29 protein-coding genes are annotated in these 24572 nt (G+C 46.5%); 20 read left to right on the top strand and 9 right to left on the bottom strand.

Annotation, left to right across the window (positions count from 1 at the left end):
- Window positions 1-5 precede the first annotated feature (5 nt).
- Both KOG47_RS04105 and KOG47_RS04110 read left to right on the top strand, forming a co-directional pair.
- Complete coding sequence (locus tag KOG47_RS04105) at window positions 6-1703, top strand: putative polysaccharide biosynthesis protein (RefSeq protein WP_196430934.1); 1698 nt, start codon at window positions 6-8, stop codon at window positions 1701-1703.
- Window positions 1703-2416 carry a pseudouridine synthase gene (locus tag KOG47_RS04110; RefSeq protein ID WP_078147222.1) on the top strand — a complete coding sequence of 238 codons (714 nt, stop codon included), beginning with the start codon at window positions 1703-1705 and terminating at the stop codon, window positions 2414-2416. The genes KOG47_RS04105 and KOG47_RS04110 overlap by 1 nt, the downstream gene beginning before the upstream one ends.
- Window positions 2417-2480: 64 nt before the next feature.
- On the opposite strand, the gene KOG47_RS04115 is transcribed toward KOG47_RS04110, so the two are convergent.
- Together KOG47_RS04115 and KOG47_RS04120 are read right to left on the bottom strand one after the other, a co-directional pair.
- Complete coding sequence (locus KOG47_RS04115) at window positions 2481-3107, bottom strand: DUF3885 domain-containing protein (RefSeq protein WP_215243800.1); 627 nt, start codon at window positions 3105-3107, stop codon at window positions 2481-2483.
- A 103-nt stretch (window positions 3108-3210) separates the two neighbouring features.
- The gene (locus KOG47_RS04120; protein ID WP_012726776.1) at window positions 3211-3432 is read right to left on the bottom strand and encodes a DeoR family transcriptional regulator; all 222 of its coding nucleotides are present in this window, start codon (window positions 3430-3432) and stop codon (window positions 3211-3213) included.
- A 308-nt stretch (window positions 3433-3740) separates the two neighbouring features.
- On the opposite strand from KOG47_RS04120, the gene pepV reads away from it, so the two are divergent.
- Genes pepV through KOG47_RS04150 form a run of 6 tightly spaced genes read left to right on the top strand, consistent with a single transcriptional unit; the run spans window position 3741 to window position 10759 of the window.
- Window positions 3741-5129, top strand: a complete 1389-nt coding sequence (gene pepV, locus KOG47_RS04125; protein ID WP_215243801.1) for a dipeptidase PepV — start codon at window positions 3741-3743, stop codon at window positions 5127-5129.
- 59 nt (window positions 5130-5188) lie between these two features.
- On the top strand, window positions 5189-6340 hold the full coding sequence (locus KOG47_RS04130) for an MFS transporter (protein ID WP_215243802.1): 1152 nt from the start codon (window positions 5189-5191) through the stop codon (window positions 6338-6340).
- Window positions 6341-6345: 5 nt separating this feature from the next.
- A complete protein-coding gene (thpR, locus tag KOG47_RS04135) occupies window positions 6346-6921 on the top strand; it encodes an RNA 2',3'-cyclic phosphodiesterase (RefSeq protein WP_159562557.1) in 576 nt (191 codons plus the stop codon).
- Complete coding sequence (locus KOG47_RS04140) at window positions 6891-7730, top strand: NERD domain-containing protein (protein ID WP_215243803.1); 840 nt, start codon at window positions 6891-6893, stop codon at window positions 7728-7730. Before thpR ends, KOG47_RS04140 begins: the two co-directional genes overlap by 31 nt.
- A gap of 19 nt (window positions 7731-7749) precedes the next feature.
- A complete protein-coding gene (gene pulA / locus KOG47_RS04145; protein WP_215243804.1) occupies window positions 7750-9915 on the top strand; it encodes a type I pullulanase in 2166 nt (721 codons plus the stop codon).
- Between the two features lie 49 nt (window positions 9916-9964).
- Window positions 9965-10759: a phosphotransferase family protein gene (locus tag KOG47_RS04150; RefSeq protein WP_215244183.1), complete on the top strand. Its 795-nt coding sequence runs from the start codon at window positions 9965-9967 to the stop codon at window positions 10757-10759.
- A gap of 35 nt (window positions 10760-10794) precedes the next feature.
- Here the strand turns inward: KOG47_RS04150 and KOG47_RS14905 are convergent, their stop codons facing one another.
- Complete coding sequence (locus KOG47_RS14905; protein ID WP_012726769.1) at window positions 10795-10905, bottom strand: hypothetical protein; 111 nt, start codon at window positions 10903-10905, stop codon at window positions 10795-10797.
- Between the two features lie 138 nt (window positions 10906-11043).
- Between KOG47_RS14905 and trmB the strand changes: the two genes are divergently transcribed.
- Both trmB and KOG47_RS04160 read left to right on the top strand, forming a co-directional pair.
- The gene (gene trmB / locus KOG47_RS04155; protein WP_215243805.1) at window positions 11044-11691 is read left to right on the top strand and encodes a tRNA (guanosine(46)-N7)-methyltransferase TrmB; all 648 of its coding nucleotides are present in this window, start codon (window positions 11044-11046) and stop codon (window positions 11689-11691) included.
- A gap of 105 nt (window positions 11692-11796) precedes the next feature.
- Window positions 11797-12306, top strand: coding sequence for a hypothetical protein (locus KOG47_RS04160; protein ID WP_230872823.1), 510 nt, complete (start codon window positions 11797-11799; stop codon window positions 12304-12306).
- Between the two features lie 38 nt (window positions 12307-12344).
- Here the strand turns inward: KOG47_RS04160 and dhaM are convergent, their stop codons facing one another.
- The 4 genes from dhaM to KOG47_RS04180 form a co-directional block, all read right to left on the bottom strand.
- A complete protein-coding gene (gene dhaM / locus KOG47_RS04165) occupies window positions 12345-12695 on the bottom strand; it encodes a dihydroxyacetone kinase phosphoryl donor subunit DhaM (protein WP_256443656.1) in 351 nt (116 codons plus the stop codon).
- Between the two features lie 10 nt (window positions 12696-12705).
- A complete protein-coding gene (gene dhaL / locus KOG47_RS04170) occupies window positions 12706-13296 on the bottom strand; it encodes a dihydroxyacetone kinase subunit DhaL (RefSeq protein WP_214690716.1) in 591 nt (196 codons plus the stop codon).
- Window positions 13297-13315: 19 nt separating this feature from the next.
- The gene (dhaK, locus tag KOG47_RS04175) at window positions 13316-14293 is read right to left on the bottom strand and encodes a dihydroxyacetone kinase subunit DhaK (protein WP_074036462.1); all 978 of its coding nucleotides are present in this window, start codon (window positions 14291-14293) and stop codon (window positions 13316-13318) included.
- A gap of 102 nt (window positions 14294-14395) precedes the next feature.
- Entirely contained in the window at window positions 14396-14698 is a 303-nt protein-coding gene (locus KOG47_RS04180) for a PepSY domain-containing protein (RefSeq protein ID WP_012726763.1), read from the bottom strand.
- Between the two features lie 138 nt (window positions 14699-14836).
- Between KOG47_RS04180 and KOG47_RS04185 the strand changes: the two genes are divergently transcribed.
- Together KOG47_RS04185 and KOG47_RS04190 are read left to right on the top strand one after the other, a co-directional pair.
- Window positions 14837-15910 (top strand): M42 family metallopeptidase, encoded by a 1074-nt coding sequence (locus KOG47_RS04185; protein ID WP_214690717.1) that lies wholly within the window; start codon window positions 14837-14839, stop codon window positions 15908-15910.
- 152 nt (window positions 15911-16062) lie between these two features.
- Window positions 16063-17079, top strand: a complete 1017-nt coding sequence (locus tag KOG47_RS04190) for a PTS sugar transporter subunit IIC (protein ID WP_215243806.1) — start codon at window positions 16063-16065, stop codon at window positions 17077-17079.
- Window positions 17080-17113: 34 nt separating this feature from the next.
- Here KOG47_RS04190 and KOG47_RS04195 read toward each other — a convergent pair whose 3' ends face one another.
- The gene (locus KOG47_RS04195; RefSeq protein WP_012726760.1) at window positions 17114-17446 is read right to left on the bottom strand and encodes a hypothetical protein; all 333 of its coding nucleotides are present in this window, start codon (window positions 17444-17446) and stop codon (window positions 17114-17116) included.
- 115 nt (window positions 17447-17561) lie between these two features.
- On the opposite strand from KOG47_RS04195, the gene KOG47_RS04200 reads away from it, so the two are divergent.
- The 6 genes from KOG47_RS04200 to KOG47_RS04225 all read left to right on the top strand — a co-directional run bounded on the left by KOG47_RS04200 (window position 17562) and on the right by KOG47_RS04225 (window position 22048).
- On the top strand, window positions 17562-17873 hold the full coding sequence (locus tag KOG47_RS04200) for a thioredoxin family protein (RefSeq protein ID WP_159562553.1): 312 nt from the start codon (window positions 17562-17564) through the stop codon (window positions 17871-17873).
- Between the two features lie 6 nt (window positions 17874-17879).
- On the top strand, window positions 17880-18674 hold the full coding sequence (locus KOG47_RS04205; protein WP_215243807.1) for a DUF1444 domain-containing protein: 795 nt from the start codon (window positions 17880-17882) through the stop codon (window positions 18672-18674).
- A 54-nt stretch (window positions 18675-18728) separates the two neighbouring features.
- Entirely contained in the window at window positions 18729-19343 is a 615-nt protein-coding gene (ytpR, locus tag KOG47_RS04210) for a YtpR family tRNA-binding protein (protein ID WP_159562551.1), read from the top strand.
- A 54-nt stretch (window positions 19344-19397) separates the two neighbouring features.
- On the top strand, window positions 19398-20105 hold the full coding sequence (locus tag KOG47_RS04215) for a hypothetical protein (RefSeq protein WP_214690720.1): 708 nt from the start codon (window positions 19398-19400) through the stop codon (window positions 20103-20105).
- 85 nt (window positions 20106-20190) lie between these two features.
- Window positions 20191-21498 (top strand): UDP-N-acetylmuramate--L-alanine ligase, encoded by a 1308-nt coding sequence (gene murC, locus KOG47_RS04220; RefSeq protein ID WP_159562549.1) that lies wholly within the window; start codon window positions 20191-20193, stop codon window positions 21496-21498.
- Between the two features lie 97 nt (window positions 21499-21595).
- Window positions 21596-22048, top strand: a complete 453-nt coding sequence (locus tag KOG47_RS04225; RefSeq protein ID WP_012726754.1) for a Dps family protein — start codon at window positions 21596-21598, stop codon at window positions 22046-22048.
- A gap of 44 nt (window positions 22049-22092) precedes the next feature.
- On the opposite strand, the gene KOG47_RS04230 is transcribed toward KOG47_RS04225, so the two are convergent.
- A complete protein-coding gene (locus KOG47_RS04230; RefSeq protein ID WP_159562548.1) occupies window positions 22093-23205 on the bottom strand; it encodes an aminopeptidase in 1113 nt (370 codons plus the stop codon).
- 169 nt (window positions 23206-23374) lie between these two features.
- On the opposite strand from KOG47_RS04230, the gene KOG47_RS04235 reads away from it, so the two are divergent.
- On the top strand, window positions 23375-23887 hold the full coding sequence (locus KOG47_RS04235) for a DUF948 domain-containing protein (protein WP_074036477.1): 513 nt from the start codon (window positions 23375-23377) through the stop codon (window positions 23885-23887).
- Window positions 23888-23912: 25 nt separating this feature from the next.
- Window positions 23913-24461 (top strand): YtxH domain-containing protein, encoded by a 549-nt coding sequence (locus KOG47_RS04240; RefSeq protein WP_159562547.1) that lies wholly within the window; start codon window positions 23913-23915, stop codon window positions 24459-24461.
- Window positions 24462-24572 lie beyond the last annotated feature (111 nt).

The following is a 24572-nucleotide window of genomic DNA, read 5'->3' on the forward strand; positions in this document are numbered from 1 at the left end:
ACCTCATGTCATCAAGCGCCAAACAAGATTCTGGAAGAGCCTCCTTCGTCAAAGGAACGCTTCTTTTATCAGCGGGAAACTTGATTTCCCGAATGTTAGGACTATTGTACACGTTCCCGTTCCAAGCGATGGTCGGGATTGCCGGAGTGACATTATATCAAGCGGCATATACGTATTATGCGATCATGATCTCCATTTCGACGGCAGGGATCCCCGTCGCCGTTTCGAAATTTATCGCAAAATATAATGCACTAGGAGAATACGGGACGAGTCAACGACTGTTCCGACAAGGGATGAAGCTGATGCTTGCGACCGGTGTCGTCGCTTTTTTATTACTCTTTTTTGCGGCACCATGGCTATCCGAACTGATGGTCCGAAACTCGGAGAACAATCAGCAATACATTGACTCGCTCACCCTCGTGACACGAAGCGTCAGTTTTGCGTTACTGCTCATCCCGGCGATGAGTATGGTACGCGGTTATTTCCAGGGACATCAAGATATGGCTCCGACGGCAATCTCACAAGTCGTCGAACAGATTGTACGCATCCTGTTCCTTCTCAGTGGAACGATGCTCGTCTTGTTCGTCTTTGCGGATTCAAACTTCATTCAACCGATTGCCAATGCCCTCGGAGGGACGCAATCCGTTGAAACGACTGAATTGAACGGATTGAAAGTCATCGCGGTCACGATTGCGACGTTCAGTGCGTTCATCGGGGCAATCGGTAGTTTCGCCGTGCTCATCATGTATTGGAAGCGTCGGAAGGACATTCATCGTCAGACAGAGAATCCAGCGGGCACACCGGTTCGCTCGATGAAATCGTTATTGCTTGAATTGCTTAGCTATTCAATTCCAATCGTGATGGTCGGGGTATCGACCCCTCTCTATCAATTGATTGACCAATTGACGATGGTCAATACGTTACTCAGCTCGGGTGCGAGCGTTTCTGAAGCGACGTCAGCGTATGGCTTTTTGACCGGAAACGCCCATAAAATTGTGTTGATTCCAGTCTCTGTGGCAGCGAGTGTGTCGATGGCGACGATTCCGCTTGTGACTCGTTCGTTCACGACAGGGGACATGCAAAAAGTTCGAAATCAAGTAAACCATATTTTCCAAGTCTCGTTCTTCGTGACGATTCCTGCGGTCATTGGTCTCGTGGCACTTGCGGAGCCATTGTTTGGCACCTTGTTCCCGGGTGACCGTGAAGGATGGGTATACTTGTTCCACTACGCACCAAGTGCATTCTTCTTGGCCTATTACTCGGTCGCGGCTGCGATCCTCCAAGGGATCAACCGTCAGTACTTCACCATCTTTGCCACATCGATGGGACTGTTGACGAAACTTGCATTGAACGTACCGCTCGTCTATTGGCTCGGCGGAATCGGAGCCGGGTACGCGACCATCGCTGGATACATCGTGGCCATTATTCTCATGGTGTGGATGATTCAACGAACGCTCCACTTCCCATATAAGCAACTGCTTCGTCGTACCATCTTGATGTTCTTGATGGGTGGGGCGATGTTCGCAGCCGTCTTCCTCTCTCTTCTCGTCACAATGAATGATGAAGCGAGTTGGGGGAACGACATCTTTGCGACAATCGTGGGAGTGACAATCGGCGTTCTCGTATATGGATACCTCGGGTGGCGGAGCCATCTCGCAGGGAAATTACTAGGGAAACGCTTTGAATATCGGAGGAACGGATAATGCGAATTGATAAATTGCTATCGAACATGGGATATGGTTCACGAAAAGATGTAAAAATCTTATTGAAACAAGGGGCAGTGCGAGTCGATGAGACACCTGTAAAAGATGCGAAACGGCACGTCGACCCAGCATCAGAGAAAGTCACGGTGTTCGGGGAAGTGGTTGAGTATCGTCCCTACATCTATTTCATGATGAACAAGCCGGAAGGGGTCATCAGTGCGACTGAAGATCAAGTCGAGACGACAGTCATCGAGTTGATTGATCCAGAGTATGCCCATTATGACCTCTTCCCGGTCGGTCGTCTCGATAAGGATACGACGGGACTGCTCCTCATCACGAACGATGGCGCGTTCAATCATGCGCTCATGTCACCTCGCAAGCACGTCGACAAAGTATATATCGCCGAGGTCGACGGGGAGATGACAGTAGAGGATATCAAGACGTTCGCGAATGGGGTCGAGTTAGAGGACGGATATACGACGAAGCCGGCCCGTCTTGAAATACTGAGCAAGAGCGGACGTCGGTCGGTCATTCGCCTCACGTTGTCTGAGGGGAAATATCACCAAGTGAAAAGAATGGTCGCGGCGGTCGGCAAACATGTCGAACGATTGGAGCGTGTTCAAATCGGAAAGTTAGAACTCGATGAGACGCTTGAGCTCGGGGCATATCGTGAGTTGACGGAAGAAGAAGTTCAACTGTTTCTTCAATCATAAGAAGATGAGAGAATCTGTCTGATGGGACGGATTCTCTTTTTGTATAAAAAGCTCTGTTTTTCGATTATATCTTTTTGAAAATGGCATCAAAATCATCACGCCAAGAGTCAACCAACCAGTCGTTATATCTGTGATACAAAGGAACAAGTGGTTCAACTTCATTTGAACTTATGATACAACCTCGATCATCGTACATATGAAACACGATGTTCTTTTCGGTGCTAATAAAGTAAACAGCTTGTCCAATTGAAGGTTCTCTTCCTTGCTCGTAATTTCCTATACCTCTAAGGATTTTCTCGTAAGAGATTGACTTGATCTGCGAGGATACAAATTTTGCTTTATATTCATGTTTGATTTCTATAAATTCCCCTGTTATTTCGTCAATATCTTCATTTAATTCAAATAACGTTTCTTCTTCAATCTGTTGTTTCATGAATAAACCATACAAAAATTCGGGAGTGGTATTCCCGAACATGATGTCCTCTGTTTCGTTCCAATCCTTGATAAAGATATGGATGTAATCATCAGATTGAAACACTTCCTCGAACAATGTAGTCACTCTGTTTACAACTTGCTCTATTCTCTCATCCGTTCCGTTTTTATACGGTTCGCCAAGTTCGAATCTTAGATGGACTTCTCCAGATAGGTTTGGGAAATTGTCCTCTATGTACTTCATTATTTCTTCTTTCACATCATCACCTCATCTTAAGCAATTGATACAATCTAAAACCACAAAACCTTCATTCATAAAAAAGAGACCTGAACGCCAGGTCTCTTGAATATACATATACAATTCAATTTGCCGTCTTGAGTGAACGTTTTGATGAAGTCCACGTGCCACGGCTAGGGCTCTCCACAAGGTTATTGTACTCAAGTACGTTCAAATCACGTTGCACGGTACGTGACGTGATGCCGAACTCTTCTACTAGTTCTGAAGTGGTAACGGATTCCCTTTCATTGATGAACAAATAAATGGACTTGATGCGCGTTAACATCCGATCTGTTGAGCCTTTCATTGGATAACCTCCCAATGTGTAGAATAATGATAAACCATACCTACAGACGACAAAATGAAATATAAAATTGTTATTTTCTAAAATTACACCTTTAGTATACCGCTCTTGAGCAAAAATGCAAGTGGAAAGCACGAACAATCTGTTTGTAAAGATTTGATTATGAACGTAAATATCGAATGAAGATTATATTTTTACATTGAAATGAAGCTGAAACACGAACGAAAAAAACTTTTCTAAATGAATGTTCGTCTTTCATACATTTGGATATACTAGTAAGGGAGAGAACATTCGCAAAAGGGGAGATGAACATGAATTGGAGACAGGAAGTCGACAATCGTAAAGACGCATTTTTAGAAGATTTGAAAGGGTTACTTCAAATCCCTAGCGTACTCGATGAATCGAAAGCTGCGCCGAACATGCCGTTTGGTCCGGAGGTTCGTCAAGCGCTTGACTACATGTTTGAAATCGGTGAGCGAGATGGATTTAAAACAAAAGACGTCGGAGGTTATGCGGGACATTTGGAATATGGAGACGGGGAGGAAATCGTCGGCATCCTATGTCACCTTGACGTCGTCCCAGCAGGGGAGGGATGGACGTATGGCGCGTTCAACCCGACCATCACGACTGATGGGAAAATTGTGGCACGCGGAAGTAACGATGATAAAGGGCCATCTATGGCTGCATACTACGGGCTACGAATTGTCAAAGAGCTCGGGCTACCACTTTCAAAGCGGGTCCGTTTGATTGCAGGTTGCGATGAAGAGAGCGAATGGCGCTGTGTCCGCGAGTATTTCAAACAAGAACAAATGCCGACGTATGGATTTGCGCCAGATGCGGATTTCCCGATCATCAATGCTGAAAAAGGGTTGTATGATGGTGTGTTGACTCAATTACCGATTCAACGTGTACCAGGTTCTGCCTACCATCTCGTGTCATTCACGAGTGGGGAGCGTCCGAATATGGTGCCGGACTTCGCGAAAGCCGAATTGAAGACGGATGAGGTACTCGAGGAGAAGTTCGAGGCCTATCTCGAAAAATATGAAGCGGACGGAACGTGTGAATACGACCGTGGCACATATACGTTTACGATGAAAGGAAAAGCGGCGCACGCGATGGAACCGGATAACGGGGTCAACTCGGCCTACGTCCTCGCTGGATTCTTGTTACATCTTCCACTTGATATTCAAGGCGAGCGCTATGTTGAATTCGTTCGTCACGTATTCGCCGATTCTCGTGGGATTTCGCTTGGGATTGAAGCGAGCGATGAGACGGGCGACTTGACGATTAATGGCGGCGTCTTCCGATACAATGAAGAAGAGCGTACGGCGACGGTCAACATTCGCTATCCGTATACGGCCAAATTCGAAGAACGGTTACAAAACCTACGTGAAATCGCTTTGTCATTTGGGTTCGAGTTGAAGACCCGTCAACATATGCCGCCTCATCATGTGGCAGAAGATCACCCACTCGTGAAGACACTAGCAGGCGTGTACGAGCGTCAAACGGGAGAACATGCAAACTTGATGGCCATCGGAGGCGGAACGTATGCACGTTCGCTCGAGGCAGGTGTCGCATTTGGTGCATTGTTCCCAGGTGCTAAAGATGTGGCGCATCAGGTCGATGAATATATGGAGATAGAAGATTTATTACGTGCCGCGGCAATCTATGCTGAGGCCATTTACGAGCTCGCTAAATAAGAAACAAGGAGAGCTGGCTGGTATAGTCGGCTCTCTGTCCTTTAGGAAGGAAGTTATCATTGGATTCGCAAAAAAGATTGTTTCAGTCTGTATACGTCGCGATATTCTTCGCGCAAGGGGCATTGATCCCTTATATGACCTTATACTTTTCACAAACTAAGTTTGGGTTGACACCTAGCCAAGTCGGGATTGTGGTGGCCATCTTACCGATTCTATCCATCGGCGTGCAACCATTGTGGGGGATGTTGACCGACCGGACGGGGAGAGTCCGTGCCTGGTTGATTTTGGCGATGCTAAGCGCCGCACTCATTTCTCTCACGTTTTTAGTGGCGACCTCTTACATTTGGATTGTCATACTTATGGTGATTTGGTCCGTTTTCCAATGTGCTCACATCCCGCTTGTGGACATGATGACACTCGACTATACGACGCGGTCGAAAGTTGATTACGGTGCAATTCGACTCTTTGGATCAGCGGGATTTGCCATTGCCGTCTTTGCAATGGGACGAATCTCTGATAGCACGTGGGGACTAGCTAGTACATTCGTGTTGAGCGCTGTTTTACTAATACTTGGCAGCGTATTTGTTCGAATGATTCCTGAGAAAAGTTCGATTCGCGATGTGACGTTGGCGCCGCTCTCATGGACGGCTGTTTGGAACAAACGCTTTGTATTCTTCTTATGTGGTGGGATGCTCGTCTTCGGACCGATTTACGCGAATAACTATTATTTCGGCCTTTACGTGACAAACAGCGGTGGCTCGACGACGTTGGTCGGAACGCTATTCCTCGTGGCAGTGTTATTTGAAATCCCGTTTATGAAAGTGGCGTCCCAATTGGTTGAACGCTATGGAAACGTCAGCGTTCTTGTCGGGGCCGCTATCATCTCGGCAGTTCGGAACGGGGTACTTGCGTTAGAACCACCGATTTGGGTCGTGTGGCTCCTCGCGATTGCACAAGGTCTCGTCGTCGGACTTTTGATTCCCGTCGCACTTCAATTCGTTCGGACGCTCGTCGATCGGCAAGTTTCCTCGACGGCCATCGGGGTATATATGGCATTGACGTCCGGGCTCGCGACAGCTGGATTTAATATGCTGAGTGGTAAAATCATTGAACTTGACGATATTTTAGGCGTGTTTTGGATGTATACCATCGTCACGGCACTAGGAGCGTTGATTTGGATCGGAATGTCACGTCGCAACCTGAAAGGATGAATGAGATGAGTACGCATTACTTTATTGCGATTCCCATTGAAGCGACTGAATTGGTTGACGTACAGCAAACCATCTTACCTTATTATTCGTATCGAAGAATCTATCGACCGGAAGAGTTCCATATGACAGTGCAATTTTTAGGAAGCGTGGATGGGGATGAATTAGACGAAGTAAAAGAAATCACGCGTAGAATTTGTGAGAAAACATTACCATTCACGTTGGAGTTTCGAGCCATCGACCATTTTGGGCGACCGGATCGGCCCCGCGTTTTGACCATCGTTCCGGATGATTCTGAACCCCTTCAACGGTTGGCGCATACCCTCCGCCATGAACTAGTTGATGTGATTCCAAGATTGGACCGGAAGTCGTTTGTCCCTCACGTGACGCTCGCTAAAAAATGGGGCGAAGGGGAGCGTGTCCCGTACGTCCCCCCTGAATTTCACGCGACGGAATCAGTAGAAGAATTAATTTTATATGAAGTACAGCCGACTCATACACCTGCTTACCGAGCAGTAGACGTATTTCCGCTAAGACGGCCAGAGGAGGATATATGGCAATCCCGGTTAAAATTTTTGACGTAATCTCAAAATATGAACGTGATGTATTAGATCAATATAATCGTTATTTGGAATATGTGGAATCCGATACGGCACGTCTACAGCGCCTTCATGAAAACAATCGCTTAAACCCGGTCGAAGTGCTCGAAATTGACCGACCGTGGTGGAAGTTTTGGGCGAAGACGGAACGAATCGAATTGGAGCCGAAGCCGCTCTCTGAATCACAATATCAAAAGTTGTTACGAGAGCGCCGGCATATCCAAAAGCTTCAATTCGCTTGCGAAGGGGTGCTTGAGACAGATTTACCGCATCTGGCGTTTATTCGTGACTTCGCTTATCGTGTGATGCGCACCGATTGGAACGAACGACACTTTTTCTTGTATCGACCGGTCATCGAATGGAATGGTGCGATGGTTGAATTGAGTCATGTCATCGTCGGACCGACGCACCTTTATATCGTAGAATGGCTTGAAGGCGATCGAAGCATCTATCACATATCGAAAGAGAAGACATGGATTCATCAACCGCTGAAAGGGGAAAATACCCGTGTAGTGAACCCGCTGATTGCATTGACACGGACAGAGGAACTGATTCGTCAAGTTCTACCGCATTATGCGGGCGTGCTACAAAAAGTCGTCATTGCGACAAATGGATATTTTGATAACGTTCCAAGTGTTCGATCGACCCAATATATCGGTCGTAATGAATATACGGAATGGATGAAACAAGTGAACGGTCGTGCACCGATTGTAAAAGCACAGCAGATTCGTGACGTTGCTACCATATTAGAAGTGACTGCCAAGTTGCCGTTTCGTCAATTCATGGATCAGTGATTGAGAGGAAGGGACGCATATGCATCACACACCAGATCAAAAGACCGCCTCACATGTGACCATCGAGAGCGCGTCTTTCGTATCATTTGAGACCATACAACTTGAGATTGTGCGCGAATATGAATCCGTTCCAGTACAAATCGAACAGAATGGACGCCCGGTCGACTATCTCGTCGAGCAACAGTTTGTGACGGAATCCGGGAAGATCGAACAAATCCTTCGTTTAAACGAACCAATCTCTTTAGAAACGTTGTACACCGTCTGCCATCCGGGTCATAAGACGACGGTTGTCGTACCACGAGAAATCGTCCGATCAGAGGAATTTGAACGTCGTTTCTCATATGATGGTCCACTCGGCGTATCGTTTACGCCGCACGGAATGGAAGTGACGGTATGGTCTCCGGTTGCTTTATCCATGTGGATTACAGTGCATGATGATACGAATCACAGAGAAATTGAGCGATTTCACATGAACCGCGGCGCACGCGGGGAATGGAGTGGTGAAATACCACAAGCGTTCCAAGGTATGTTTTATCGCTTAGAAGTGAAAACACCGGTCGATACGAGGCAAGTCGTCGATCCTTATGCGCGAGCCGTCAGTTTGAACGGTGAGTATGGCGTACTACAAGATGTCTCACGATTTGTCAATAAACAGGTCGAACGAGCCGCGCGCCCCCCTTTATGGAAGGCAACGGATGCCGTCATCTATGAACTTCACATTCGGGATTTTACAAGCCATCCCTCATCGATGAGTCAATTAAAAGGACTATACGGTGGGGTATCTGAAAAAGGAGTTCGGACGAAAGAAGGCAATAGTGCCGGACTCGACTATTTAAAAGAACTTGGCGTGACCCATGTCCAGTTGCTTCCTGTCCATGATTTTGGAAGTGTCGATGAGACAACGCGTATGCCGTACAACTGGGGCTATGACCCGATTCATTGGTTCGGACTTGAAGGAAGTTATGCCTCAAGACCGGATGTGCCGATGAGTCGTGTGTTCGAATATGCGACACTCGTCTCTGACTTGCATCAAGCTGGTCTTCGAGTCGTTACAGACGTCGTGATGAATCATATTTATATTCGAGAACAATCCCCACTCGAAGCACTCGTACCATACTATTATTTTCGATACGAGCACGACGGGACGATAGCGAACGGAACCGGTGTCGGGAATGACACGGCGTCAGAACGCTATATGATGCGACGTATGATTGTCGACTTCGTGACGTATTTCGCAACAACCTATCAAGTGGATGGGTTCCGCTTCGATTTAATGGGGATTCATGATGTCGAAACGATGAATCAAGTACGGGCCGCGCTCGATAAGATTGATCCCTCAATTCTCGTCTATGGAGAAGGGTGGGACTTGGCGACACCGCTTGGACAGTCATTGAAGGCGACGTCACAAAATGCTGCACGCATGCCTCGCATCGGACATTTCAACGATATGATTCGAGATGCGTTGAAGGGGTCGACGTTTAATGACAGGGAACGTGGATTCATCTCCGGGAATGAGTGGCGAGAGTGGGAACTTCGAGAATGTCTTACTGGAGCCGTCCACATTCCGAACGTAACGGTCGGTCGTTTCCCGAGTCCGACTTATTCCATCAATTATGCCGAAGCTCACGACAACTATACGATCTATGACAAGTTAATGTTGTCTTGTGAAGGAGTCGATGAAACGACTCGTCTTGCCATGCAACGTCTTGCTAATGCGGTCGTCATCACATCCCAAGGCATCCCGTTCATCCATGCCGGTCAAGAGTTTGGGCGGACGAAACAGGGTGTCGAAAATAGCTATAATTCACCCGATCACATCAATCATTTTGATTGGGATCTTCGTGACACACGAATCAAAGACATCGAGTATGTGAAGACGCTCTTGAAGTTACGGCGACTCCATACATGTTTCCGGTATGATTCCAGACAAGAAGTCATTGACCATTTCACGTTTCTCCCATCGCCTCCTGGCGTCATTATCTATGAATTGACGGCCAGTCATTCTTATGATGCGTGGCAACGGGTACGCGTCTATGTGAACGGTACGTTCGACTCGCTTTCATTCGAGAGCGATGCGAAATGGAACGTATACGTTCAAGGAGAAACGGCGAGTCTCGTTCCGCTCGCACGAAACCCAACACACATTCAAGTCGAGTCGTTGTCAATGACGATTCTCGCGTGTTAAGATGTTGATTGTATCTCTTTAATTCAAGTAAGATTTGAGCGTGATGAATATGTATTCAGATATAGTCGGTGCGCTCGGGAAAGAGTGGACAGTCGCTTCAGCCGGAGGCATTACGGGCGAAGCGTATGTAGCGACGACGCGCCAACAGAAGATTTTTGTCAAACGAAATTCTTCTCCGTTTTTGGCGATCTTGTCAGCGGAAGGAATCGTACCAAAGCTTCTTTGGACAAAGCGAATGTTTAATGGGGACGTGTTAAGCGCCCAACAATTTATCGAAGGCCGCGAACTTTCACCAGAAGATATGAAACGACCTGATGTCGCGGCGCAACTCGGAAAGATTCATAACTCGAAAGAGCTATTATTCATGTTGCAACAGCTGAACCACACACCGGTGACGCCGCACTTGTTGCTCCGTCAGTGTGAGGCATATGAACAAGATGAAACAGACCCAATCATCGGAGAAGCCATTCAATGGCTAAAACACCATTTGCCAAAAGTCGACGAGCAAGAATTCGTCGTCTGTCATTCTGATTTAAACCATAATAATTGGATTGAGGATGAGAGCGGCCTACTCTATTTGACGGATTGGGATGATGCGATCATTGCAGACCGCGCGTTCGATTTGGCGATGGTTGTATATAGCTATATGGATGAAGTGGAGTGGGAGCGCTGGTTCTCTCATTACGGGTTACGTGTCTCGAGTGAGCTCCATAATCGAATGCATTGGTATGCAATCGCCCAGACGATTTTGACAATCTATGGGGAAGAGAATGACTCTGCGCGAACTGAAGGATTTCATGTATTACGTGAGCTGATGGACGAGGCGTACGAACGAATCAATTAAAAGGGATGGCTGTTCGCCACCCCTTTTTGAATGTGTTAAATGTCATCTGGATTCATAAAGTAAGCCCAAACGAACGTTGCGATGACACCAGCAAAAAACGTCAGTGGAGCTGCATAAAAAATAAGGAACTGATCTAAAGTACTCATTGTATTTAACCTCCTTGTGAAGGATGATTCACGTTCATTAAACTATGATTTCGTGTATAATCGCAAGAGGACTGCTCGTCCGTAACGTGCATATTCCCATTAAACTTGAACATTTGATGAACGAAAGGTAGGATTTTCATGCGTTTACGACATAAGCCTTGGGCAAAAGAATATATGGAAGCTCAAGAACATGTATTTATTCACCATCCTGAACAGTTGAAAGGTAACTGGAGCACTGAATTCGGGAATGACCACCCGCTCTTTATCGAGGTCGGTTCAGGAAAAGGACAATTTATTTTAGGGATGGCGAAACAACACCCGGATGTGAACTTCATTGCGATCGAGTTGTTTGAGAGCGTAGCCGTTTCCATCGTACAAAAATTAGTCGAAACCCCGATGCCGAACGTGAGAGTATTGACGGTCGATGCGAAACGACTCGTCGACTACTTTGAAGCGGGGGAAGTCGATCGCGTATACTTAAACTTCTCCGATCCGTGGCCAAAGACACGACATGCAAAACGACGTCTAACGTATAAGACGTTTTTGGCGACATATGAGGCGATTCTTCCGAAAGCAGGAGAGATTCATTTCAAGACGGACAACCGTGGATTGTTTGAATATTCGCTTCAGAGTATGAGTCAATACGGGATGTTCTTCACAGAAATTTCACTAGATTTACATGTCAATGAACCAGAAGATAATATTCGAACAGAGTATGAAGAGCGCTTTAGTGCGCTCGGTCAGCCGATTTACCGAATGGAAGCCGTCTTCCGTCCGAAAAATTGACACGCTTTTTTCTTATTTTAATAGTATTTTCTTCACACTTTTTTCTTTCTTCTTGGTACAATAGGAATGACGCTAAACTGGAATAAGAGAAGGGGGAACATGGGGATGTTGAAAAAAGCATGGGCAAGCCTGCTTGCAGTAATCTTCATTCTAACAATCGCACCAATGAATACCTCAGCGAACGAAGCGTTCTTAGACGCTCTCGAAGAGGATTTGAAAGCAACGCATTACGACTATAAAGAAGGAACAGCTGAAATCATCAAAGAAGAGACGCTTCGCCATTCAAACGGCAACGAAGTCATCGCGGCTGTCGTAGAGCTCGATACGATTCGTGATGGGATCTTCATCACACGTAAAACCGAGTACCATTACTTTGATGCGACAGACAACAAGATTCTTACATCAGCGGATCTCGTAGAAGTAGAAGGAGCCTCAGAGTTTGCGGACGCGAACATCGACATGCTTGGTCAACAGATCGTCTATTGGTTACCGGTATTGGTCTTGCTTCTATTGATTGCGATTCCAGCACTCATTTTGTTCTTGGTTGTACCACGTTTCTATTCAACAAGTTCATATATGAATGCCGTATATGAAAAGAATGACAACCCAAGATAAGAAATGAAAGTACCCCGTTCAAGAGAACGGGGTACTTTTTACTGTTGTTTTAACTGTCCGACGATATCAGTTAGTGACATCCCATTTCCTGAAGAAACGGAGGCGATGAAGGCACTCTCGACAATTGGACCATCGAAAAATTCGACATGTTTGTCACCTTCGTACATATCGATGGCGAGTTCCGCATTCATTGTCGCCGATCCGATATCACTGAGGAGAAGTGCTTCTCCTTCGACCTGATCGAGCGCTGATAAGATGCGATTCACGTCCGTTCCGATAGCGCCATCCTCAAGGCCACCAGCTAGATGAATGGGCACGGACGGTGCCATTTCCTTCATCAAATCTTGGATGCCTTCCGCAATTTTTTCGCTGTGCGAGACGATGATCAATTCAACGATGTCAATCGACCTCCTTCATAATCGCGGCCAAAAGGATTGAGCTAGAAAGGGCACCCGGATCAACGGTTCCGCGAGAGTTTTCTCCGAAATAAGAGGCTCTTCCTTTCGTGGCCACCATATCTTCTGTTTTTTGGACAAGTGCGTCTAATTTCTGTTTATAATCTTCCCCTTGTTGGACTTGCTCGAGGAACGGGTCCCACACGTCGACCATCGTTTTTTGGCCGACTTCCGATTTCCCTCGTGCTTTGATAGAATTCGAACCTTCCTGAAGTGCCTCCTTGAGTAAGCCAAAGTCCGCTTCGGTCGCATCCCCGAACTTGTTTGCCATCTTCACGAAAGCTGAACCGTATAAAGGGCCGGCCGCACCGCCGACTTTCGACATGAGGGTCATCCCGACCTTTTTACTAAGTGCTCCAAGAGAATCATAATCCTCATCTAAAATTGTAGCGACCGCATCAAAACCACGAGACATGTTGATCCCATGGTCACCGTCGCCGATGGCCCGGTCTAAATCGGTCAACGTATCCTTTTGCTCTTCGATGCCAACTTGTGCGTCGCGTAACGCCTGCTTCATCCGATCAATCGTCAACATAAACCAAACACCTCATTTATTAAATTTTGAATCCGAGTGCTGCTGAAGGAGCGTCGAGATACGTCGTCATCTCATCATCGAGAGGGAGTAACGTGATGGAGAACCCATGCATCTCGAGTGAAGTCATGTAGTTACCGACATACTTTCGTTTGAGGGTATATCCAGCAGCTTCAAGTTTTTCTGCAACGAAATGATACGTCACATACAGCTCAGATAGTGGCGTTCCACCCATTCCATTCACCATGACGGCAACTTCTCCTGGCTCGACTTCTTTTTTCAGGTGACTGAGGAGGTCGTCGACGATTTGGTCGACATCACTCGTCGGTTTCCGTTCAACACCTCGTTCCCCGTGAATCCCGATGCCAATCTCCATCTCTTCCTCGTTCAAGTCGAACCCAGGTTTACCGCTCACCGGCATATAACAAGGTTCGACTGCCATCCCCATGGAGCGAACGTGAGACGCTACTTTCTCGGCGATGGATTTGACTTCTTCGAGTGACTTCCCGCTAGCAGCGGCAGCTCCCGCGATTTTATGGACGAAGACGGTTCCGGCAACCCCTCTGCGATCTTCTTTGTTCGAAATGGCGACGTCATCTGCGACGACGACGTGGTCGACTTTGATGCCGTCTCCTTCGGCCAGTTCTGCGGCGAGCTCAAAGTTCATCACGTCGCCGGAATAGTTTTTCACAATCAAGAGAACGCCGTTTCCACCGTCAGCTGCTTTGATTCCTTCAAGCACCATGTCCGGAGTAGGAGAAGTGAACACTTCCCCACAAACTGCCGCATCGAGCATACCGTCCCCGACATATCCGGCGTGTGCTGGCTCGTGACCACTACCGCCTCCAGAGACGAGACCGACTTTTCCAGACTTCGCTCCGTCAGCCCGACAGATGACATTCACACCGTCGACTCGACCATACACTTCAGGATGGGCATGGACCATCCCTTCAACCATTTGCGATACGAGTTCACTTGCTTCACCGATTAGCTTCTTCACGCGAGATCACTCCTTTTTTAAATTGAAAACTACCAATTTCAATTTTCCACTCTTTCAAGGGAACTAAACAAAAAAACCGACGAATCATTCGTCGGTTTCGTATCATGCATATTCGAGTAATGCGCCAGTCTCAGAGTCGACTGTAAACTCATATGTTTTCTCTTCATCGTTCTCAAGAACCGAGATGCCACCTTTGTAGACGTCGTATTCACGGCCGTCGTATGTGTAGATCTCCGGTGATGCAGAAATCCATGCCCCTTGGACATGACCTTTTGCTGAGAAAGCACGTTTTGTGTACTCTAACGCGTTTTCTGCAGATAAGCTACGTTCATCTAAAGCTTTTTTCGTCATAAGTGCGGCAATGACGGCAACCCCGATTCCAATAAACCAATACCTTTTTTTCATATGACTACCTCCCCTTGAACTATGGCTATCATGTACATCGTACCAAAACCTGTACCCGAATGGAATGAAAAGCATTCGCATCCTGTCAAAACTTTTGTATATAATGAGACAAGAACGGTTAGGAAAGGATGATGAAAGATGGATCAGAAGACGAGAGATTTATTTAAGACGCTAACAGAACTTCCAGGAGCTCCTGGGTTCGAGTCTGAAGTTCGTCAATTTGTACGTGGACGAATTGAACCCCATTCAGATGAGATTGTCACGGATGGCATCGGATCAATTTTTGGGAAACGTGTCGGAGATGAGTCGGGACCGAAAGTCATGGTAGCCGGACATATGGATGAGGTCGCTTTTATGGTGACACGGATTACCGAGAACGGCATGCTTTACATACAACCACTCGGTGGCTGGTGGAGCCAAGTGCTCATGGCACAACGCTTCGACATCATCACGTCGAACGGTAAAATCCCGGGTGTCGTCGCTTCGACACCGCCTCATTTGTTAGGACCAGATGCGATGGGTAAGCCGATGGACATCAAGCAGATGTTTATCGACATCGGAGCAGATTCTAAAGAAGAAGCAGAGTCATGGGGTGTACGTCCAGGGGTCCCTGCTGTCCCATCGAGCGCATTCACCCCACTTCATCACCCGAAAAAGATTATGGCCAAAGCTTGGGACAACCGTTATGGCGTCGGTCTTGCGATTGAATTGTTGGAGGAAACGACAAAAGCCGATCACCCGAACATCTTGTTCTCGGGTGCTACCGTACAAGAAGAAGTCGGACTACGTGGAGCGCAGACGGCATCTGAATTGATTCAGCCAGATGTGGCACTCGTACTCGATGCTTCACCGGCAAATGATGCCTCAGGGAGTAAAACGGAGTTCGGTCAGCTCGGTGAGGGAGCTTTGATTCGAATTCTAGATCGCGTCATGATCATGTCTCCTGAAATGCGTGATTTCTTACTCGATACGGCTTCAGACGAAAACATTAAAACACAATATTTCGTCTCACCAGGCGGTACCGATGCGGGGCGCGTGCACATGAGCGGAGAAGGGGTGCCGACAGCCGTCATTGGCGTCGCATCTCGTTATATCCATACACATGCTTCAATTCTTCATACAGATGACTATGATGCAGCAAAAGCGTTACTCAAAGCGTTAGTCAAGCGACTTGATCGTTCGACACTTGAAACGCTACGTCCATCTCGTTAAGTCAAACATTCCGTTCACTCGAAAGATGAGTGAACGGTTTTTTTTTGTGGATGTTCTTGCTATTTCATGAAAACGTCTTATACTGATAAAGGTGTTTATACATGTATATTACTTATGACAAGACACTTGTATAAGGGTAAGGAGGATATGTTATGTTCAAGAAAAAAGGAATCTCATTGAGCCCGTCGCTTTATTTTGTGACGGCGCTAAGTTATATGGCACTAGGTTTGTTTAGTACATTAATCATCGGTCTGATCATGAAAACAATCGGAGGTCAGCTCGAAGGGACGACGTTCACAGGGATGAGTGCCACATTGATTCAAATCGGGGATGTTGCCATGAGCTTGACCGGACCGGCAATCGGGATTGCCATCGCCTATGCGCTAGAGGCGCCACCGCTCATTTTGTTTTCTGCGCTCGTTGTCGGGGCATTTGGATATGAGTTCGGCCCGGCAGGAAGCTACGCTGCGACAATTCTTTCGGTCGAAGTCTCAAAACTCGTCTCTAAATCGACGAAGCTAGATATTCTAGTGACGCCGTTCACTACGATTGCCGTAGGCTATCTCACAGCAACGTATATCGGCAAGTATGTCGGCCTGTTCATGACGCAACTCGGTGGTTGGATTGAATGGGGGACGGAGCAACAGCCGTTGTTCATGGGAGTGGTCGTCGCGACATTGATGGGACTTGCGTTAACGGCACCGATTTCAAGTGCTGCCATCGCATTGATGCTCGGTTTGAATGGGATTGCCGCTGGTGCAGCGACTGTCGGTTGTGCGGCTCAGATGATCGGGTTTGCCATCACGAGTTATCGTGATAACGGAGTCGGTGGGGCGATTGCTCAAGGGATTGGCACCTCGATGCTTCAAGTCGGGAACATTGTGAAAAACCCTTGGATTCTCCTTCCGCCGACAATGGCCGGTGCTGTATTGGCACCAATCGCGATTCTGTTGTTTGAACTGGAAAGTGTCGCTGCGGGGGCGGGCATGGGAACAAGTGGGCTTGTCGGTCCAATCGTCATGCTCGAAACAATGGGCTTTACTTGGTACACCTTTCTCGTCGTCATTGGTTTCCTCATAATCGGACCAGCTCTATTGAGCTACGCGGTATACGCAGTCTTGCGAAGAACCGGTCGGATTCAACCGAATGATTTAAAAATTGATTACTAAAGAAGAGCAACGTTTCGAGGAACGTTGCTCTTTTTCATCCAATTCCGAACCACATTTTCACGGACTCAACCGTCTCACGAGGGACGCGGAAACTGATTAAGAATAACATGAGCACAATCACGTAAATGGGGATCAAGAAACGCTTTCGAACGATGGGTAAGTGACGTGCCAATTTCTTGAGATATTTTTCGAGCACATAAATGACGGCGAAACCGACAACGAGCCAAATCAAGATCTCTAGTCTCGTTTTATCAGTGTCAATAAACAAGTAGCCGTATCGCAAAATGGCAAGCATTCCAAATACACCGACCATCTGTTCAAGAGGGTGCTTCATTTCAGGGTTTAACGTTTCGCGTGTTAATTTCATTCAGCTTCACCTGTTTCAACTAGTTTCGGCTTTGATTATAACAAACAGCAGAGCAGAATGTGTGACTTGACTTATGCTATTATAAGTGAGGAAAAAACGAACAGGAGTGATAATCATGAAACGACTATCCACAATGGCAGAATATATGGAAGCAAAAGAAGCGAAAAGTGTCCTTATGTTTTCAGCGACATGGTGTGGGGATTGCCGATTCCTTGACCCATTCATGCCAGAAATCGAAAAGAAATTTGAAGCATGGACGTTCTATTACGTCGATCGTGACGAGTTCATGGAACTTGCGCAAGAACTTGATGTTTTTGGCATCCCAAGCTTTGTTGCGTTTGAAAATGGCAAAGAGGTTGATCGCTACGTCGGTCGTGAACGGAAGACGCCGGAACAGGTTGAAGCTTTCTTGAACGGATTAGGGTGAGTCTTCATGGAACGGAATGAGCTAAGACGTTATCTAGAATCGCATTTTAATGAGGAATACCGTACTTCTTACGACCGTGAGAATGAGGTGCTGCGCGTCGAACGAAAATCTGACCGTTTTGGGGTCAATATTCGCCTTGCGCCGATTGTAGCAAAGGCTAAGACACGCGGTACGGTTGCCGTCGATGAAGTCATCGAGTATATCGAATCAGCGATGAAGGCGGATGATCACATCTCCCTCACGGGAAATGAAGATGCCATCTATCCGGTCATTCGTTCGAACTCTTTCTCGAAGACGACAAAAAATGGAGAAACACTTGCATTCACCCCGCACACGGCCGAGACCGCTATTTTTTATGCGCTGGACCGCGGGAACGGGTATCGATTGATTGAAGAACGGCACCTTTCGGATGAGATGACGCTCGACCGCATCGAACGAATCGCCCGTGAGAATGTGAAAAAACTACCGACCGAGATGAAGCAAGACGAAGTGGCTGGGAATCCCTTCTACTTCTTATCAACTCGCGATGGCTACGAGGCGTCTCGTGTGTTAAATGATGAGTTTCTCCGGATGATGGAACGACGGATTGAAGGGGATATGCTCGTCGGTGTCCCACATCAGGATGTGATGATCGTTGCGGACATTCGAAATGACCAAGGATATGATGCGATGCAGCAATTGATGTTTGATTTCTTCACAAATGGTCGGATTCCTATAACTGCACTCGCCTTTCACTATGAGGCGGGGGAACTTGAACCGATTTTTATTGTCGGAAAAAAGACCCCGCCATCGAACACATAATCTGATAAAATAAGTGAGATGAGTTTGAAAGAAGGGACGTAGGAACGTATGCAAATGAATGTGTTTTACAACCGAGAAGGAATCGGTGATGTACTCATGGTGTTGTTGAAAGAAGGAGAAAGACATCATCAATCTGTCGAGCGGACGGGAGATGTGGCAATCGTCAAGTCAGCAGACGGGGAAGTGAACGGGTACAACCTGTTTCAAGCGAGTCAACATGTTGATGTGACAGGATGGAATGGTCCGGTTGAGTTGACAGTAGGATTAGTGGAACAGTTGCAAAGCATCTTGAATGACAACGGGATTGAAGAGGACTTTTCGTGGGTTGACGTGACACCGAAGTTTGTCGTAGGTTATGTCGAAAGCGCAGTGAAGCACCCGGACGCTGACAAATTGTCGATCTGCCAAGTTCAAATCGACCAAGGGACTGTTCAGATTGTATGTGGCGCACCTAATGTAGCAACCGGACAAAAAGTCGTTGTCGCAAAACCGGGTGCGGTGATGCCGACTGGTTTGATTATCCGTCCATCTGCACTCCGCGGTGAGAGTTCACACGGGATGATTTGTTCTGCCCGTGAATTAAACCTTCCGAACGCCCCGCAAGAAAAAGGAATTTTAGTATTAGATGACGAATATGAAGTAGGTACAGCATTTAAAATCGGTCGCTAAATTCGACCGATTTTTTGTTAAATATGGATTGAGTGAAAAAGCGAGGAATCAAGTATGGATGCATATGAACGTTCACTGAAGCAACAAGCAGAGCGAATCAAACGAGAACTGTCGAAAGAAGGACAAAAAGGTTCCCCACCACCAAAGGTTGAGGCAGCCGAGGAATTCATTCCGTCAGACGTCCCGTCACCGATTTATGGATATGCTCGCCCCAAACCAAAGATTGTCCTACCGGTCGAACACTCTCCTGAAACGAGAGATGCGTATGATTCAGCGATGGAATCTACTCATTCTGCGACGGAAGAGCTGAACCAAGAGTCATCTACTGAAACCGTCTCTGAACCTGAATGGAGTGAAGAGTCCAACGAGCTGATTTCCGGGGAAATTGAAATTGAAGACAAATCGATTCTTGGTGAAGTTTCGATTCTTGATAATGGCTTTTCATCTGTTTTTATGCAATCAACAGATTTATCTCGTTCAAAAAAGGAGACAGTCGTGGAGGCTCAACAAGATGCCACTCCTCAAACCGACCTAGATATTGATGGATTGGCGGAACAAATTGGTCCGTCGATCGAGCAGATTGCAGAAACATTACAAACACCATCTGAACAGCAAGGAATGCCTTCTGACACAGATTTGACACCAGCGGTTCAAGTCTCATTTAAAGCGGATCAACCGCCTGTGAATGTGATGATGACGCCAAAAGATCGGATGGCGATGTACCGTAGCCGACGACTTGCACAAAAAAACAATAATCTGTAATAGCACGATTCTGTGAGTTTTGCTATAATGACAAAGGTTTGTCGCATTTTGACGAGCCGCAATGAATTAGGGGGGCTATTTACAGATGAACCGTTATCACTTCGTCGGAATTAAAGGAACGGGCATGAGTCCTTTAGCTCAAATTTTATTTGATATGAACAATGAGGTCCGTGGATCGGACGTTGAAAAAGCATTTTTTACAGAAGAAGCATTGAACCGTAAAGGGATTGAAATTTTGCCATTCGATCCTGAAAATATTTCGGAAGACCAAATCGTTGTACAAGGAAACGCGTTCAGTGACGATCATCCAGAAATCGTGCGTGCACGTGAACTCGGATTGACGATTTATAAGTATTACGAGTTTTTAGGTGAACTCGCGAACCATTACACGAGCGTCGCCATCACTGGGTCGCACGGGAAAACGTCAACGACGGGATTACTTGCACACGTCATGCGTGGAATCGAACCGACATCGTTCTTAATCGGCGATGGAACGGGAGAGGGAGTGGCGGATTCGAAGAACTTTGTCTTCGAAGCTTGTGAGTACAAACGACATTTCTTATACTACCGTCCAGACTACGCGATTATGACGAACATCGACTTTGACCATTCGGACTATTTCTCTGGTCTTGATGATGTCATTGACGCATTCCAAGAAATGGCGAAACAAGTGAAGAAAGGAATCATTGCTTGTGGCGATGATGAAAATCTTCAACACATCCAAGCAAACGTGCCGCTCGTCTATTACGGTTTCGGGACGCACAATGATTTCCGTGCTGAACAGGTCACATCGACAGAAAATGGAACGACATTTGATGTCTTTTTACGTGATGACTTCTACGGGACATTCCGGATTCCTGGATATGGAGACCACAGCGTGTTGAATGCGCTTGCCGTCATTGCGACATGTGACTACGAGAACTTGCCGAAAGAATTGGTAAAAGAACGTCTTGAAACGTTCAACGGTGTAAAACGCCGATTCAGTGAATCGATGTTAAACGATCAAGTGCTTGTCGATGACTATGCGCATCATCCGCGTGAGATTAGTGCAACGGTAGAAGCAGCTCGGAAAAAGTATGGCAATCGAGAAGTCGTTGCAATCTTCCAACCACATACGTATACACGCTTGAAATCATTCATGGACGACTTTGCGACGGCATTGGCCGAAGCAGACACTGTCTATTTATGTGATATTTTCGGTTCAGCACGTGAGCAAGAAGGGACGGTCACCATCGAAGACCTTCAATCACGAATCGAAGGAGCACATATCTTAAAACGTGGTGGTACAAGCGTGTTACGCAACCATGCCGATGCCGTGCTCTTATTCATGGGTGCCGGTGATATTCAAACGTATCAGCGCGAATATGAAGAAGTTGTAAAACTTGAAGCGTAAGTGTGAAAGGGAGACGAAAGTCTCTCTTTTTTATGTTTAGCCATCCAAAATCTCGGTAATAGTAGTATCGATGAATATGACAAAGGAGATGTTAGGAATGGCTAGTCAAGTTGCACTCAACACCTTAAACAAAGAAGTAGCGAACTATGGATTGCTGTTTGTAAAACTTCATAATTATCACTGGTATATTAGTGGACCGCATTTCTTCACGTATCATGAAAAACTAGAAGAACTCTATAATTTAGTGGCAGAACTCTACGATGATGTGGCAGAACGACTCCTTATGAATGACGGCGAACCATTTGCGACGATGAAAGAGTATCTCGAACATTCAACGTTAAAAGAAGGCGATCGTCATGCCGAGACAGATCAGATGATCAAAGATATCATCAGTGACTTCAAACAAATCCGTCAAGAGATGCAAGATGCGATGGAGAAATTTGAGGACGGCGATGAGGCGATTGAAGATACATTCGTTTCTCATATCGAGCGACTTGAAAAAGAAATTTGGATGATGTCTGCCGCCCTCGGGAAGAAAACAAAATTATAAATATAAAGAATGGTGCACCTGAAAAAGGCGCACCATTCTTTGTGTTATTTCAAGTTTTCTGGATTGAGCGGAAGCAACGCATCGATGACGAAACGTCCATCTTTTCGGATGAGCAAATCGTCGAACCAGATTTCGCCGCCACCGTAATCCGGGCGCTGGATGTTGACGAGATCCCAGTGGACAGATGAGTTGTTGCCGTTATAAGCCTCATCATACGCTTGACCAGGTGTGAAATGGAAGCTTCCATCAATTTTCTCATCGAAGAGAATATCCTTCATTGGATGTTGGATGTATGGGTTCACACCGATGGCGAACTCACCGACATAACGCGCACCTTCATCCGTGTTGAACACCTCATTGATCCGTTCTGTATCGTTAGCTGTCGCATCTACAATCTTCCCGTCTTTAAACGTCAACTTCACATTCTCGAACGTGAAGCCTTGATATGGAGATGGCGTATTGTATGTGATGACACCATTGACCGAGTCTTTGACCGGTGCTGTGAACACTTCACCGTCCGGAATGTTCATCTGACCAGAACACTTGATGGCTGGGATATCTAAAATCGAGAATGAAAGATCGGTACCTGGTCCTTTCAATGTCACGCGATCTGTCTTATTCATTAACTCGACTAGCGCATCCATCGCACGGTCCATTTTTCCGTAATCGAGTGTACAGACATTGAAATAGAAGTCTTCGAACGCTTCTGTCGATTTTCCAGCGAGTTGCGCCATCGATGGGGATGGATAGCGGAGAACGACCCATTTCGTTCCTTTAACACGGTCTTCGGTATGCATTTTCCCAAGTGTGGCACCGACAAGTTTTTGCTGTTCGCTTGGAACGTCTGACAACTCGTTAATGTTATCACCAGCACGTAAGCCGATGTAGGCATCCATTGCTTGCATCTGTTTACGTTCGATGTCGGCCATCAGTTCGAGTTGTTCACGGCTTGCGCCTGTATACAACTTACGTAAGATACGGCTCTCTTTTAAGAGAACGAAAGGATGTCCCCCTGCTTCGTATGCCTTTTCGACGAGTGCTTCAACGAGCGACTCTTCGACGCCGAAGTTCTCAATTAATACCTTTTCCCCCGGTTGTAGCTTGACGGAATAATTGATTAAACCGTCAGCTAATTGTGTAATTCTTGGATCTCTCACACGATCACCCCTAATTTTTTTTATGAATTTCTATTTTAGTGTAATCGAAAACACAAAAACGGGTAAAGGAATAATCAGACCGAATGGCGAAAACGGTTGTAGCAAATCTTTTCAGTCATAATGGTGCTATAATGAAACAAGAAACGATTGAATAGGAGGAATGGATTGAATGGAGATCACATTAGGAGGCATCGCTGGGCTAATTGCGGCGCTCGCGTTTGTCGTACTCGTCATCTTCTTGGCGCGTGTCTTGTCGAATGTAAATCGTACACTCGGAAGCGTCGCCAATACGACCGAAAATTTAGAACGCCAGCTCGATGGAATCACGATGGAAGTGACGGCGCTCTTACATAAGACGAACCGTCTCGTAGACAACGTCGAAGAAAAAACAGAATTGCTCGCACCTGTCGCTCATGCGCTTGATGAGCTAGGGACATCATTGAACGAGGTAACCGAGTCTGTTCGTACCGTCTCGACTTCTGTCCATTCGGCAGCGGACGAAAACAAAGAACAGATTGCGCAAGCCGTCCGATGGGGATCGGTTGCGGTCGAATTGTTCAAGAAGAACAAACCTGAATCTTCTACTACAAAAGAACGTCCACGTCGTCGCACACGACGCGAGAAGAAAGCAGAAACACCTGTATCACCTGATTTGATTCAAACGGATGATACGATCAAATAAGTTAATCTCGGGGAGGAACTCACATATGACAGACCAAAAGCAATCAACAGAACAGAATCAATCAAGTAGCGGATTTTTGACGGGTGTCATTCTCGGAGGGATTGTTGGAGCGGCAGTCGCGTTATTGACGTCTCCGAAAAACGGACGTGAAGTCCGGACGTACCTTGATGAGAAGACGTCAACATCGCGAGAGCGCCTGACTGTCAAATCGAAAGAGATGCGTGAGAAAGCAGAACCGGTCGTCGGGGAATGGATTAAAGTGGCGAGCGATAAGGCGGCACCTGTCCTCAATATCGTAAAAGATAAGGCACGCGAAGCTGCAGAATTGAAGCAACAAATCGATGAAGATGAGCTTTCGATTGAAGAGGCGATGGAAAAAGCAGATCAACTCGTTGCGGAAGCAGAATCGGAAGTGAAGGAACAGATGGACCGCGCGGCTGAAGAAGAAAAGCCATCGAACGCATCGGATTCAGAGTCTGACGATTCGCTCGAAGCACCTGTCAATGAGTTGCTCGACGAGGAATCGAAAGAAGAACTAGAAGATTTAAAGAAAGACTTAAAAAAAAATGAGTAATTCGTAAGGACCGAATGGATTCGGTCCTTTTTTGGTGATTTTGTGACGTAGAAGGTTTCCTTATGACAAAGCGCACAAAGTTCGATATAATTAGGAATCTGGAAAGAACGG

It is taken from the genome of Exiguobacterium sp. s121, assembly GCF_018617245.1.
Lineage (GTDB): Bacteria > Bacillota > Bacilli > Exiguobacteriales > Exiguobacteriaceae > Exiguobacterium > Exiguobacterium profundum.